The 14,629-nt window shown below is 57.7% G+C and carries 11 protein-coding genes; 2 read left to right on the top strand and 9 right to left on the bottom strand.

Going from position 1 to position 14,629, the window contains the following annotated elements:
- Positions 1–154: 154 nt before the first annotated feature.
- Both OKW41_RS08370 and OKW41_RS08365 read right to left on the bottom strand, forming a co-directional pair.
- Positions 155–1,315 (bottom strand): DegT/DnrJ/EryC1/StrS family aminotransferase, encoded by a 1,161-nt coding sequence (locus OKW41_RS08370; RefSeq protein WP_429446177.1) that lies wholly within the window; start codon positions 1,313–1,315, stop codon positions 155–157.
- Positions 1,312–1,668, bottom strand: a complete 357-nt coding sequence (locus OKW41_RS08365; protein WP_429572155.1) for a hypothetical protein — start codon at positions 1,666–1,668, stop codon at positions 1,312–1,314. Before OKW41_RS08365 ends, OKW41_RS08370 begins: the two co-directional genes overlap by 4 nt.
- A 557-nt stretch (positions 1,669–2,225) precedes the next feature.
- On the opposite strand from OKW41_RS08365, the gene OKW41_RS08360 reads away from it, so the two are divergent.
- Complete coding sequence (locus tag OKW41_RS08360; RefSeq protein ID WP_429572154.1) at positions 2,226–3,176, top strand: GDP-L-fucose synthase family protein; 951 nt, start codon at positions 2,226–2,228, stop codon at positions 3,174–3,176.
- Positions 3,177–3,348: 172 nt separating this feature from the next.
- Here OKW41_RS08360 and OKW41_RS08355 read toward each other — a convergent pair whose 3' ends face one another.
- The 5 genes from OKW41_RS08355 to OKW41_RS08335 are packed head-to-tail and all read right to left on the bottom strand — an operon-like array spanning position 3,349 to position 10,445.
- Positions 3,349–4,407: an IS630 family transposase gene (locus OKW41_RS08355; RefSeq protein WP_429572153.1), complete on the bottom strand. Its 1,059-nt coding sequence runs from the start codon at positions 4,405–4,407 to the stop codon at positions 3,349–3,351.
- A 38-nt stretch (positions 4,408–4,445) separates the two neighbouring features.
- A complete protein-coding gene (locus OKW41_RS08350; RefSeq protein ID WP_429572152.1) occupies positions 4,446–5,612 on the bottom strand; it encodes a glycosyltransferase in 1,167 nt (388 codons plus the stop codon).
- Positions 5,597–6,979 (bottom strand): hypothetical protein, encoded by a 1,383-nt coding sequence (locus OKW41_RS08345; RefSeq protein ID WP_429572151.1) that lies wholly within the window; start codon positions 6,977–6,979, stop codon positions 5,597–5,599. The genes OKW41_RS08350 and OKW41_RS08345 overlap by 16 nt, the downstream gene beginning before the upstream one ends.
- A gap of 45 nt (positions 6,980–7,024) precedes the next feature.
- Positions 7,025–8,143, bottom strand: coding sequence for a GDP-mannose 4,6-dehydratase (gene gmd, locus OKW41_RS08340; protein ID WP_429446161.1), 1,119 nt, complete (start codon positions 8,141–8,143; stop codon positions 7,025–7,027).
- Positions 8,144–8,198: 55 nt separating this feature from the next.
- Entirely contained in the window at positions 8,199–10,445 is a 2,247-nt protein-coding gene (locus tag OKW41_RS08335) for a polysaccharide biosynthesis tyrosine autokinase (protein WP_429572150.1), read from the bottom strand.
- A 355-nt stretch (positions 10,446–10,800) separates the two neighbouring features.
- Here OKW41_RS08335 and OKW41_RS08330 point away from each other — a divergent pair, with 355 nt between their 5' ends.
- A complete protein-coding gene (locus OKW41_RS08330; protein ID WP_429572149.1) occupies positions 10,801–11,823 on the top strand; it encodes an IS30 family transposase in 1,023 nt (340 codons plus the stop codon).
- 51 nt (positions 11,824–11,874) lie between these two features.
- On the opposite strand, the gene OKW41_RS08325 is transcribed toward OKW41_RS08330, so the two are convergent.
- Positions 11,875–13,872, bottom strand: a complete 1,998-nt coding sequence (locus tag OKW41_RS08325) for a hypothetical protein (protein ID WP_429572148.1) — start codon at positions 13,870–13,872, stop codon at positions 11,875–11,877.
- Between the two features lie 99 nt (positions 13,873–13,971).
- A complete protein-coding gene (locus OKW41_RS08320) occupies positions 13,972–14,589 on the bottom strand; it encodes an MATE family efflux transporter (RefSeq protein ID WP_429572147.1) in 618 nt (205 codons plus the stop codon).
- Positions 14,590–14,629 lie beyond the last annotated feature (40 nt).

Here is a 14,629-nt window from a genome sequence, read left to right as displayed (position 1 = left end):
CGATGAGTCGAGCCTGAACCGCCAGGCAGTCCTGCGCTGGCTAAGCGCATCGCGTCAAAGCGGCTCGCCGAAAGCCGCGTGCGACCACCTGCCACCCGGATTAAGTGTTTGTTCCGTTGCGTGACGGGCCATATTTGCTGCGGCGAGCAGTCGGTCAGCACCGCGCTGAACTTGACCTGCTGTTGCAGAAACTTCGCGAAAAGGCGGTGGCCAGCATGTCGCGCACCACGCCCACCGTGTAGTCCTGCTGTGCTTCGGTAAGCGCGAGACCACTCGGCAGATACAATCCCCTGCGACTCATGCGTTCGGCAATCGGGAAATTCTCTCCCTTGAACATCCCTTGCTTGAGAAAAACCGGCTGTTCGTGCATCGGCCAGAAGAACGGCCGCGCGCTGACACCTGCCTCCGCCAGCATGGACCGGAGCTCGTCGGCACCAAAGGGCAAGCTGTCGTCCAATACCACACCGAAGACCCAATAGATATTCTCGGCATATGGCAATGCCACCGGCGCCAGCCCGATTCCCGGCACTCCCCGCAAAAGGCTTTCGTAGCGGCGGCCCAACTCGCGCTTTCGCGCGATGTGCGCATCTAGCTTCTCGAATTGCGCTAACCCGACAGCCGCCTGGAGGTTGCTCATCCGATAATTCCAGCCAAGCTCTTCGTGGACGAATCGCCTCTCAGGCTTGAAACACAGGTTTCGCAAACTTCTGGCGCGCGTAGCCAACTCGTCGTCGTCGCAGACGATCATGCCCCCTTCCCCAGTCGTGATGTGCTTGTTGGCGTAGAAGCTGAAGCACGATATATCGCCGAAACTGCCGCACTTCGCTTCGTTATAGGTTTGTCCGATTGCCTGCGCAGCATCTTCGATCACAACGAGGCCGTATTTCCTTGCGATATCCAGCAACGGAGCCATGTCCACCGGCAGACCGAAAGTGTGCACGGCCATGATCGCCCGCGTCCGGCTCGTGATAGCGCTTTCGATCTTCGTCACGTCCATGTTCCACGTATCCGGACTTGAGTCGACCAGTCTCAAGCGGGCACCGGTGCGAACAATGGCCGATGCGCACGATATGATCGTGTGCGTGGGAATGATAACTTCGTCGTCGGGACCGAGCCGCAAAGCCACCGCCGCCACGTCCAACGCAGCGCTGCCGTTCGCGACGGCAATCGCGTGTCTGCGACCGACGTAACCCGCCATCGCACGTTCGAAACGCTCGACGAACGCCCCGTCCGAAGAAATCCACCCGCTTTCAATGCATTCGTTCAGATAGACGCGCTCCTTTCCGTCGAGCAGGGGTTCGTTGACCGGAATCATCGCGCGCCGTCCTTAACTTCAAGCTCGACGCCTGGGCCGTCGCTCGCTTCACTGCGTCGGCTCAGGTGTGCGGACGCGAAGCGCAATTTTTCCTGCTCTCCCATATAGGGCCCTTGTTTGACTTCGAAGAAAGACGCGTCCTCAAGCATCTCGAAGCCGTGACCGCCCGACGCCAGCAAGATGACATCGCCCGCGTACAGTACACGGCTCGACAGGTAGTCCTTATCGGGCGTATAGAACTTCACCAGAACACGGCCACGCTTGACGAAGAGCACCTCTTGCGTCCATTCGATCTGCCGCACCAACTTGCAGTGAAGATGCGCGTCGATCACTTTTCCGGCGGGATGTTCCATGTACGCGAGTTGCTGAGGAAACTCCTTCGGAGTAAAGAAACTCACACCACTTCTCGAGAACGAATCCCGGATGATCATGGCGAGCGTTTCACCTTCGAACGAGACTACTTCGAAATTCGAGTCATGAACGACCTCTGCGTTGCCCGTTATCGATAGCGCTTCCATTTTTGTTCCTCGAAGAGAGCCGGTAGTATCCCGACACACCGAACCTTCCGGGAGCAAGGCCGCTTACGACATAAATTGGCCCACGGACGTCCTTCATGCGTCCTCGAAGCATAGGATCGCTTCGGCGGTGACACGGTCAGATGGCCGAATACGGAATGAAGTTGGCTGACCTGGGTATTACGTTGCAGCGTCACCTCGCCTTTATATCCTCGGCAACGACCGCGGAGAGGTGCACACGGACCGCGCCAATATATTGGCACCGTCCGCCATGACCTTGAATGGTCCATATGCATTGCTAAGCTGATGAAATCGCACGTCGTAGCCCTTTGAATCAAGTGGCGGGGCAACTCACGTTCCGACCGACGTGTCTCTCTCGACTATTGGCCATTCACATGAACAGAAACTCTCGCATCTATGTCGCCGGACATAAGGGAATGGTCGGCTCGGCTCTCCTACGGCGCCTTGTCAGTTCCGGATATGATCACGTGATCACGGCCTCGAGACAGTCGCTCGACTTGCTGGATCAGCGCGCCGTGATAGATTTCTTCGCCCGAGAGCATATAGACGTCGTCCTCCTGGCCGCAGCCAAAGTCGGCGGAATTCATGCCAATTCGACTCAGCCGGCTTCGTTTCTCTACGAGAACCTCGTCATCGAAACTAATGTGATTCATGCAGCATTCAAGAGTCACACGCAGAAGCTCGTCTTCTTCGGTTCATCGTGCATCTATCCAAAGCTTTGCCCTCAGCCCATAAAAGAGGATTACCTGCTCACGAGCGCTCTCGAACAAACCAACGAAGCCTATGCCATCTCAAAGATCGCGGGTCACAAGCTTTGTGAAGCGTATAACAAGCAATACGGAACGCGCTTCATATCGGTGATGCCCACGAATCTCTATGGCCCCAACGACAACTATGATCTTCAAGGCAGCCATGTGCTGGCCGCGCTCATCCGCAAGGCGCACGAGGCAAAGCTGAACGGCCTCGAAACGCTCTCGGTATGGGGCTCCGGATTGCCGAGACGGGAATTCCTTCATGTAGACGATCTGGCGTCCGCGGTTCTCGTCCTGCTGAGCAACGACCTGGTCGAGGGCATGTTTAATGTCGGATATGGAAAGGACATAGCGATTGCCGACCTCGCACGACTGATCTGCGATGTCGTCGGTTTTTCTGGATCGCTGAGATTCGACTCGTCGAAGCCCGATGGGACGCCGCGAAAGTTGCTCGACGTATCGAAGCTCGCCGCTCTGGGTTGGGCGCCCACGATTACGCTCAGAGAGGGCATCGCCTCATCCTACGCCGACTTCGAGAATGACGTGCACCGTACCGGGCTCGCCAGCGCCTGACGAATTCACGCGGCGTCCGCGATCCTGCACCACGGATTGAAGTTCCGCTCCTGGTATCCAGGGTAACCCGTCTGCCGACTGCGGTTCCCGTCCCTCAATGGCCAGCAAATCATGCGACTTTCAAGGCCACGACAGGTCATTCCGGTTAGAGCGGCTTGATCAAAGCGTCGGCCTAGTCCGTTGAACCGGATGAATTGCACCGGATTCGGCGCGATGGATCGGAGTACTTCCATTTCAATGGGCGCGCCTGCTTGTTGTATTGACGGATATAACGCATGACCTTTTTGTTGAGATCCTTGGTGCTGCTGAATACGCCACGCGCAATGACGTCGCGCTGGATGCGTGCAAACCAGTTCTCGACCTGATTCAGCCATGACGAATACGTGGGGGTGTAATGTATCCACACTTTCGGATGGTCAGCCAGAAATGTTTGAACGGCGTTGGTTTTGTGGCTGCTCACGTTGTCGCAGATCACGTGAATCTCCTTTTCGCGCGGCTGCGCCCATACCACCTCGGTGAGGAACGCAACAAACTGGGCACTGGTATGGCGTGGCGCGGTTTTGCCCAGCACTTCACCGGTGGCAACATTCAATGCGGCGAACAGGCTCAGGGTGCCGTTGCGTTTGTATTCAAAGCCATGACTCTCGGCGCGTCCGGGCGAGAGCGGCAACATCCGGTCCTTGCGATCCGGCGCCTGGATGACTGTCTTCTCGTCCACGCAGAACACCACCGCATGCAACGGCGGATTGAGGTACAGCCCGATCACGTCGGCTGCCTTCGCCTCAAAGTCGGGATCGTTGGACACCATGTGGGTATCGAGACGATGTGGCCGAATGTCGTGCTTGCGCCAAATACGCTGCACCGTCATGAAGGCCATGCCCAACTGTGCCGCCAGTTTGCGGCTGCTCCAGTGTGTCGAGCCGTCGGCCGGCTTACGTCGCAGTGTGTAGTCGAGCACTCTCGCTTCAAGGCCCGCCAGGTCAGGTCGCGGTGCCCGGCCTGGATGTCTACCGTACAACCCAGCCAAACGCTCACCGGTGAAACGCATTTGCCACGTTGTAATGAAACGCGAATCGCAACGCAATTCCGCCATGATCGCCGCACGCGAGGCTCCTTCGTCGAGCAGCAAGATCAACCGCGCACGCCTCACCTGGCCAACGGCCATCGTGCGGCTGCGCTGCATCGACATCAACTCTTCGCGCTCGGTTTCACTCAGATTCATTTTGCCCATGCACGATTAGCTCAGTGCAATTTCATTGGTTCAATGGACTAGTCCTTGATTCGACTGCTCAAAGCCCTGGATATCGACCTTTCTAGCGCGTCTCGCGTCAGAAGTTGGGCGGCTGCTTTCATTGCGCGTTCGATGCTCATGCGTTTGCGGCGATACGTCTGCTCTGCGTTTGCCAACGCATCGGCGATGGACCTTGCATCCGCAGAAACAAAGCATATGGCGTCGTGAATCTCCTTCATGCTCATCGGGGGAAGCTCGGTGGAAATGACCAATCTTCCCGACGCGACATATTCGACAACCTTGAAAGGAAAGACCCCGTTACCCATTTTCTCTATCGAAACATGCGGGTTCACCAGCACGTCACAGTCTGAAATCAATTTGAACAAGACTCTTTCGTCCACCCGACCGTGGAAGTGCACCGGGTAATCTTCGGCGGACAGCCTTGCGAACTCGCATGCCAGCGGACCCGTTCCGCAAACGTGAAACATGAGGCGTCCGCCGGACTTCCGGATCAGGTCGAGAACCAAGTCAGCACCCTTCTCGACGCTCAGCCCACCGAAATAGCCAACCGTCGTTCTAGCATCTGCCGTTCGCGAGAATGGACGCCGCTGTCCACAAGCTTCAATGAGATCGTCCGACACCACGCCCGGACACAGCACCACGGGACAACCGCTGCGTTGATGTTCGCGTGTCGATAAGTGATCGTTAACCGCAAGACATAACGATGGAGCGGGTAACACATATCGCCATGCGATGAAGTCGAGCAACGGCTTCGGATGCCAGCGGCGACGAGAAAGCAGCCAATCTTCGAACTGGAGGATCAGACGCGCACCGAACCGGTGCGTCAGCACGCGAGCGAGCATCGACTCGAACGCGTACGCGTTATAGATCCATACGGCTTCGGGCTTGCCGACCTTCGCTATCTCATCGCTCAGCGCCAAGACTTCGAAGAGGTTCAGCAGCTTGCCGATGGGCCTTACAGGGTAGCAGCGAAGCGAAATCTCCCGAATGCGTTGCGTGCCGATGACGGAATCCCGAAATTTTCTACGTGACCATCCTGCCTCTATGTGGCCCGTATTGATCAAAAGAACATCCTTGGAAAGTTGCGATGCCAACGCCAGAAAAAACTCCACCTTGCGTGCGGCGCCCAGATTCACATTCGCCCCACGATTAGAGGCGCTGTAAGGGGCTATGAAAACAAGCATTTCTGCTGCTCCACGTCGGCGACTCCTGCTTCAGTGCCACGCAAGTCAACGCCACGTGATCGACGCGTGGACAAATACGCGCCGAGAGAGCACCCGTAGATGTCCCCAAAGCAGACCATCAGAGTCGTCACCAGTGGATACTGCTCGAATAGGTTGATGTCCATGCAGGCTGCAATCGTGATCCCAACGAACACCACATAGCGAACTGCCTGACGCCTCGAATGACGCGGACGGATGCGCCAGAAAAACGCCGTCGCACCCGTCGCGAAAATTAGCATACCCACAATTCCGATTTGAAACTGCATCGTCACGAAGGCGTTATCGATGATCTGATTGAACCGGTATTGCTCAGGGTCGACGCCCGCACGCTCGAGGAGCATGACGGCTGTGTTCGTGCCTACGCCGAGGCCCCGCCCCAAAAAGAGTTCTCCCGGAGTTGCCTCTGACAACTGCTCCGCTATCTTCCCGAGGTTGGATAAACGACCGCCTTCGTCGAGTTGATCAGTCAGCACATCACCGCGGCCGACCGCTTCCACCATGTGGGAATAGCCAACGATTGCGAGCCAAATAGCAATCGGTAGCGCAGTCACCACCAGCAGCATCCGATCATTACGGCTCAGCCGCCCCCCAAGCGTTTCCCAAACTACTACGCCGACGATGGACGCGATACTGAGCATAGCGAATCGCGTTCCCGAAGAGACGGCAATCGCGACTGCGAGGGAGAGCAATATAAGCCGATAAAACAGCCGGGCGCGGTCCAGAACGAGCACCATGCTTGCAAGCGAAATCGCATACATGCCTGCTAGCGCCGCGTTACTGAACAAGCCCGTGTACCGATCCTGCGCAAATAGAACTTGCTGTATTTGTCCGAGTTGTATCCATTGTCGCAGGACAACGTAAAAGTCCAATGCGGCAAGCGCGAGCAACGCGAGGACGAGGGCCGTTTGTCCCTGCTTCTCGGCCGGCAGCAAACTCGCGAACACAAACAGGCCGAATGACGCATGAACCAGCAGAACCCAGCGCAATCCCGCAGGTAGGAAGAACAATGGCGTCCAACCTGCGATGAACGGCACGATTCCCACCGATACGATGCAAAGAATCCACGTGAAGAACAACAGAATAAACGTACGCATTCCCCCCCGAAAGCGATTCAAACCGAGCGCAAGAGGCCACCCGACTCCGATCAAGGCGATGCTCGCGTCCTTCACGTACTTGACAGCACCTGCTTCATCCATGGCGGCCGAATTTAAGTTCCAGACGTTGATTGCTCCGGTGCCGAGCGCGCCAAGCGCCTGATCCGCGTATTGTGCCAAGGCTGCCGCGAAGAGCGTAAAGACAGCGAGTGAAAATACGAAACGCGGCGACATTCCACACGCTCCTGAGTTACATGCCGACTCGGCCAAACTTCGTCCTTACTCGTGATGCTCCAACGCCCTGTAGCCAGCCAGCGTGATCAGCGCATCCCGCTTGGCGATCTGATAATCGGACAACACCATTTCCCTGACAAGAGCGCCGAACGTCACGGTCGGTGCCCATCCCAGCTTCGCGTGGGCTTTCGACGGATCGCCGAGCAAAGTCTCGACCTCTGTCGGTCGAAAATAGCGAGGATCCACTCGCACGATGACCGTCCCGGGCGCTACCCGGCATTCCCGGCTGCTCACACTTTCGACGATCCCGACTTCATCGACTCCGCTTCCGTCAAACCGAAGCTTGATGCCGAGTTCGCACGCCGCCTGGTGAACGAATTCGCGCACGCTGTATTGCACGCCAGATGCAATGACAAAGTCTTCCGGCTCGTCCTGTTGCAACATGAGCCATTGCATTTGGACGTAATCGCGCGCGTGTCCCCAGTCGCGTTTCGCCGACAAATTGCCAAGGTAAAGGCAATTCTGCGAACCGATTGCAATACGCGCGATGGCGCGCGTAATTTTGCGCGTGACGAACGTCTCGCCCCGAACGGGTGATTCATGATTGAACAGAATGCCGTTGCAAGCGTATATGCCATACGCCTCGCGATAGTTGACCGTGATCCAGTACGCGTACATCTTCGCTACCGCATACGGACTGCGCGGATAAAAGGGCGTGCCCTCCCGTTGCGGCACTTCCTGCACGAGTCCGAACAACTCCGATGTCGACGCCTGATAGAACCGGGCCGTCTTCTCGAAGCCCAGAATTCGCACGGCTTCCAGTATGCGCAACGCACCCAGGCCGTCCGCGTTCGCCGTGTACTCAGGCTCTTCAAACGAAACCGCAACATGGCTTTGCGCGGCGAGGTTATAGATCTCATCCGGTTGCACCCGCTGAATAATTCGCAAGATGCTCGACGAGTCGGTCAGGTCACCATGGTGAAGATGAAAGCGGCGCTGCGATGCATGGTCGTCCTCGTATAAATGGTCGATGCGATCCGTGTTGAAGAGCGAGGTGCGCCGCTTGACGCCATGCACTTCATATCCTTTGTCGAGCAGGAATTGAGCAAGATAAGAGCCATCCTGGCCGGTGATACCGGTGACCAGTGCAACCTTGTTCGACATGGTTCCTTCTCCTTGTTTTGATACTTCGCTGTGCGTGATACTTCTTGCGATTCGTTCAGGCTGTCCTGACATTGGACTCGCCGCCGCTTTTGCCGTACCCGTCCGACCTGCCGTAGCCTGAACCGTATCGCGTCTTGTCGAGCGGAACATCGGTAAAGAGAGTTCCTGCCACGTTCACGCCACTACTCCGCAACCGGTTGAGCGCCTCATACAGTTCGTCCACCGGATGCCGACCGTGCCGAACGACCAGCAGCGTTGTACCGGCCTGCCGGCCGATCAGCGTTGCATCGGTGACAGCAAGCACAGGCGGCGTATCGACGACGACAGCGTCATACCGCCGCGATGCAACATCGAGTATCTCGCTCAGTCTCCGAGTCGTGAGCAAGTCCGCGGCGTTTGGCGTCTCGCCCCCGCGCGGGATCAGGTCGACGCCATTCATGACATCGCGGACGACCACGTCGTCAAACGCCGCACCTTTTAGCAACTCGGTCAAGCCGGGGCCGCCAGCCGGGTTGAAGGATCTGTGTATGTCGCCCATGCGCATGTCGGCATCGATCAGGAGCACCTTTTTCCCGCCTGTCGCCAACACGATTGCAAGATTGGCCGCGACAAACGACTTTCCTACCCCGGCACGGGAACTTGTGATCATCACGACATTGTTCCTGACTTCCGATCCGATCGATTGCAACGCTGTTCGCAAGCTTCGCACGCCTTCGACCGCGACATCCCCTGGCCATACCGCAGCAAGCACATGTATGCCCGGAGCCCTGCGGCGCATTGCCTCCTGCAAACGAATTTGCCGTTCGCTGTGCGGCACGACAGCGCAAACGGGTATTCCAAGGGCGGCCTCGATCTCGGCGCTTCGCTCGATTCCACCAGACAACGCCTTGCGAAGGAACGCGGTGACGATTCCCAGTACAAGCCCAAGCACGGCAGACAACGACAATAGTACCTGCCAGTTAGGCTTGCTCGACTTCTCGGGGGGCACCGCGAGATCGACAATGCGCACGTTGCCTACGTTGCCCGCCTTGACGACACGAAGCTGTTGCGCACTGTTCAGGAGATTCGTATAGAGGTCTGTGTCGACCTGAACGTTGCGCATCAGACGCACTGCGTTTTGCTCCTTATCCGGCAAACTGGCAACACGCTGGCTCAGCACTTCGCGGTCTTGTTGCAATCGGGCGATCTTCGAGTCCACCGCCGTAAGTAGCGGGTGACCCTCCTTGTAATGCTGCGAGATGTCGTCGCGCTGCTGCAAGAGTCCGCGCAAGGCGGTATCGAGATCGACAACCTGTTGCAGCAACAACCGGCTTTCCACACTCAGATCGACGGTTCCATTGCTATTACGAAAAGCGTTGTACTTATCCTCGGCTTGCTGCAATTCGTCCCGCAGCTTCGGCAATTGACCCTCGAGGAAGAGAAGCGAGTGTTCGGCCTCGGACGAACGCCTTGCAAGATCCTGAGCGAGATACTGCTGAGCAATCTCATTGACGATGTCCGCAGTGCGCACCGGGTCGGGTCCCTCCAGGGCAACACCGATCATGCCGGTTTGCGACTTTCTTTCTGAAATGACCAAAGCATCTTTCAGCGCGAGGATCGTGGCCTCCATCGAACTTGACTTCAGTGTAAATTCACCGCCGGGAGAAGCGGATAACTTATTGACGAGAAGATACACCTTGCCGTCGCCGAAAGGCACCACCAGCTCGTGGCCGACTTCCCCTTTTCCGAGCGCTTTGCCGTCAGGTGCAATCAACTTGAAGTACGGGGCCTGTCCCGCCTTTACGATGAATTTGTGGCCGATTGCAGCATGAGGAACATCGAATTTCGATACTTCGATCGACTCGTCGCTCCAGGCGAACTGCCGCAGTCCAAACAGGGGTTTCATGCTGGCGGATCCGCTGCGGAGTCGCGCAATCCAATGGCCAATAAGTGGGAAGTACCGAGGTTGCGCCGTAGTTTGGAGATTCAGTTGCTGCACCGCCTCGCCGACCACGAGGCGTGAGCGAATGAGTTCCATCTCGGCGTCTGCACTGGCTTTCACCCTCGAATCGAATATCGAGGCAAGCCGGCCCAACGCTTCGGCTTCGGGAGAGCTGGACGCGGGTGTGCCAATCTGTATGAGCGCATCGGCCCGGTACAAGGTCGGATGCATCAGGCCGTACAACAATCCCAGCGCGAGAACGCCGAGCGCAATCATGCCGATTAGACGCCAGCTCTCGCCGATTGTGCGAAGGTAATCCGAGATGGAGATCTCATCGCCCTGCAGCGGATCATCGCGCGTGATCTGTTTCCTTGAGGCCATGGTTTCTCGGGTGGAGTGCTTTGCGCCCGCCAGCGCGATAACGCCAGGGGCAACCAGTTACGGGAGCGACGACGCATTGACCGTGCGTCCATTTAGACAGGTACTCTGCTACTACTTCAATGACTGAAATTCGAGAATGCGGAACATTATTTGCCGCCGTAGTCTATTTTAGATAAGCCTGCTGCTCGCGCCGTGTCGAGACCGAAATCGCCAAGATGTTGTCGGGCACGACAGGACGGTCGTTTAGAATGAAACGATCTAATGGCCAGTAGCGTGCCCCCTGGTGTCGTGAGTTAGAAATTCGTTGGTGGCCTCAAATCTGAAGCGCAACACCTGTTTCGTATAAGGTGTTGTGATGCACGAAAGAACTCCGTATCAACAGCATCAACCCGAAGAGCGCCTGACCATTGCAAGCCTGCATCTGCAGGGTTCGAGTGTCCGGGCCATGGCCCGGACACTCGGGCGCTCGCCAGCCACCGTTAGCCGTGAACTGGCGCGAAACAGCTTGCCTGCTGGCTACGCGTCCGTGTCGGCCGAAGCGCTCAGTGCCGCACGCCGCAGCGCGGCCCGCAGCCCCACAAAGCTTTGCCTGCAAAGCGTCTGCTGGCGCATCGTTCTCACTCTGCTCGAGTGGAAATGGTCACCCCAGCAGATATCGGGCACACTGAAGCGTATGTATCCGACCGACCCGACCCAGCAGGTTTCGCACGAAACCATCTACACGGCCATCTACGCCCAGCCGCGCGGCGAACTGCGCCGTCAGCTCATTGCGTGCTTGCGCCATGGCCACAGCACGCGCATGCCGCGTACACGGGGCACAGACCGGCGCGGACAGATTCCCGACATGGTCAGTATTCATGTGCGGCCGCCCGAAATCGAAGACCGACTGCTGCCTGGGCACTGGGAAGGCGACTTCATCAAGGGTGCCGGCAACCAGTCCTCGGTAGGCGTGCTGGTCGAACGGACCAGCCGTCTGGTGCTGCTTGCCAGGATGGAAGATGCCACCACCGCTTCAGCGCTGGCCGGCTTCTCCGCCAAACTCAATTCGATTGTCGCGCCATTACGGCAGAGCTTCACCTACGACCAGGGCAAAGAAATGTCGCGGCATAAGGAACTCACCGCCGCAACCGGCGTGAAGGTGTACTTCTGCGACCCGCACAGTCCCTGGCAACGCGGCACTTGCGAAAACACCAACGGGCTGCTGCGCCAGTATCTGCCCAAAGGCACGGACCTTTCGGTCTACAGTCAGGACGAACTTGACGCTATCGCCGACAGTCTGAACAGCCGACCTCGTGCCACTCATGCCTTCCATTCGCCGTTCGAGGTCTTCGCCGCGACCCTTGCTTCAGCAGCTCAACCTCAAGGCTCCAAACATTAAACCCGCCGTTGCGCTTCGACCTTGAAACCGCCCCTGGATGCGGGGTCGGTCCTAAGTCTCGAACGGCCGGTTGCCGATCATCACGACGTGGTGTGCGCCGTGGACAGTAGCTCGTAGTTCCAGCATGTTCCGCGGACTTACAGCAAAACGCAGGACATCGCTTCCCGACACGAGCGTTCCAACCGGAGCGCTCGTACTATTACGCGAAAGCTGCAGCAGATAGAGACCGGACGACGCGCTCTCTACGCGGTTCGCATCGCGTGACACCAGCACCATGACTGCATGCCCTTCTTCGTCCTTCGGGCAGGAAATCTCAGTGTCGAAACTGCCGCCATCGAAATGCACGGTGTAGAGGCCCAATCCACCGATCCGATGCCTGACATCCTCCAATGCACGAAGCGCTCCACTGCGTATCGTCACATCGTCGGTGAAAGTGGTGGCAGGCAGGGTGTAGCGAGGCTGCGGTTCTTTGAAAACACAGTCCGATGACTGGACGGATCCGACAGGGCCGTCAGATCGAACGACCGAAACGCCGAAGGACTGCTGGATGTTGACACCGGAAACGCAGGAGGAGACGTCGAGTTCTCCTATGAACGCCGGGACGAGGACGCCATGACCAAGGTAAGGATCGTCCCATCCGGCGCCAACGGCACCGGTTCGCTTGCGATGGTCGCGATAGCCGACGCGTTCCATATAAACGCCGTTGAAGACAGCCGATTGGCATGCATCAACCAGCACCGCTGGACGCGGCGAGTAAGCGTGCGTTATTTGCATGAAGACATTGCTATTCGAAGGGCGCGCATAGCGCGCCATGACGCGTATGCAGAATCCGCAAATGCCCCGATAGGGATACGCCCTCGCCGGTGACGCGGCATTAGTCCGCGCGCTGAGTCTGCGCTCGCTGTTGATTGACTTGAAGAACGTGGCATCGAACCATTGATCGATCTTGCGCTCATCGTCGCCATAGACGCGGTCATAGATGTTACGTACGTTGATGATGGTGCACTTGTCCGCGAAGCCGCCTCGTTCGTTGTAGTCGTCGTTGCGATCGACCCATTGCCCTCCGACAAGAACAGGGACGCCCGTGCGCAGCGCCTCGATATTGCTGAACGTGCACTGTTCCAGCACAGCCGCATAGATACCCACCCCGCAGCCGACAAAGTGAAGTCTGTCAAAGATGCAGCCTGCGAGCGTCGCGGACAGGGCACCAAAAGCCATGAAGCAATCCACGCATGTCAGATTCTCGAGCCCTGCATCCATCGCCGTGTCGAATTGATCGAGCAAGCCGAAAGTGACTGGCTGCGACGCGTCCGCCATGCCGTAGCGATAGTTGCCCTTCACCACGGCGTTATGCCCATATAGTTTGACCCCCGGCCATACGCCTACGCAATAGGGCTGTCGCATGGGAGGCTCAGACGGGAGTCTCCTGCCTTTTCCCTGCTTAACCGTGCCATCGTCGTGACAAGGGATGGCCAGCGTTCCGCGCACGGCTGCAAGGTAGAACGTGCCGTTATCAAGCACAACGCACTGAGTCCGGCCCGTCGATGCATAGAGCGATCCTGCGAATGCGACGGCGCGATTGATCGCGTCACCGTCATCCGTCGTGCCGTCACCGCGTGCACCGAACCATCGGGCATGGATGTCGCCCTCGAATACGCGCTTCCAACGCTTTCCGCTCTTCGAAACCAGCACTGTGCCACCATTGTCCCGGCTCAAGACGTCGGTAGGATCGAGCCAAAAATATGCAGCATCCAAATCGCGTTCGCCCGCAGCGTGCTGAAAAACGAGCAGTCTCGTAAGCGGTCCGCCGTAGTCACGCAAGCTGGCGTAGCCCTGAATCGGACCTTGCGCAAGCACAAATTCAGCGAGGTGTCGGATTTCGGTGTATGCGAGCGAAGACCTGGTGACTATCAGCCTGTCGTCGGGCGACAAGTCGCTCACGGGCTGCATCGAGGTCGAACCGCTCTGCGCGTGAGACGGCTGCAGTCCCGATGCCTGCCGTTGCGCCGCTTGTGCAGATGCGCCAGACAGGCCGAAGCAGGCGGCCATGATTCTCCTCAAGGCTCCACGTCTGTTTTTGAGCGCGTTCCCCGCCAACCGCAACTTTTCCTGGAAGTCGGCCATACGTTCAGAAGGTGGGCGCGAGAGTCACGAAAGCGGACCCAGCGACGCGTGCGCAAGAATCTGCTTCCTGCAGAGGCCGATATAGACGCCATATTCGGCGATGATGCTCGCAATGATGGACGACCAGACCACCCATTCCACTGTGCCGAACTTCAAAAGCAGACATACCTTGAGCGGAATGGATACCGTGCTAAAGATCAGCACGGCAAGCAACTGGGGGCGCAATTCGCTCATTCCATTCAGAAAGATGGTGAAAGCGTTTCCCATTGCTTCAACCACCGCCAGCATCCCCGCCGCGCACAGCAATGAGAAAGGTACAACCAGGTGATTGCCCGTCCAAACCTTCAGAAGCCAGGGGGAAGCTGCCAGAATCAGCGCGCTTGTCAGCACCGCGATGCCGCCCGTGACGCCCATGGACACCTTCAGCGTGTGCCTGATGAACACCTTCTCACCGCGCGCGTGTGCGTCGGCATAGAGACCCCAGAGCGGCCCCGACAGCATGGCCATCCCGACGGTGATCGCCTGGAACAACCGCTGCGCAACGGCCAGTCTCGCCACCTCCTTCGCGCCGAGAATGTTTGAAACGATCAGGGGATCGCATGCGCTGCCGCATATCATGCCAAGTTGAAGAATCAGGAACATGCCGCTCATCCGCAGTAGCAGCCTCGAGTCTTGCCACCCC

Origin of the sequence: Paraburkholderia sp. UCT70, from assembly GCF_050434085.1 — a bacterium.
GTDB lineage: Bacteria > Pseudomonadota > Gammaproteobacteria > Burkholderiales > Burkholderiaceae > Paraburkholderia > Paraburkholderia tuberum.
This window is presented reverse-complemented; position numbering and strand designations above follow the sequence as displayed.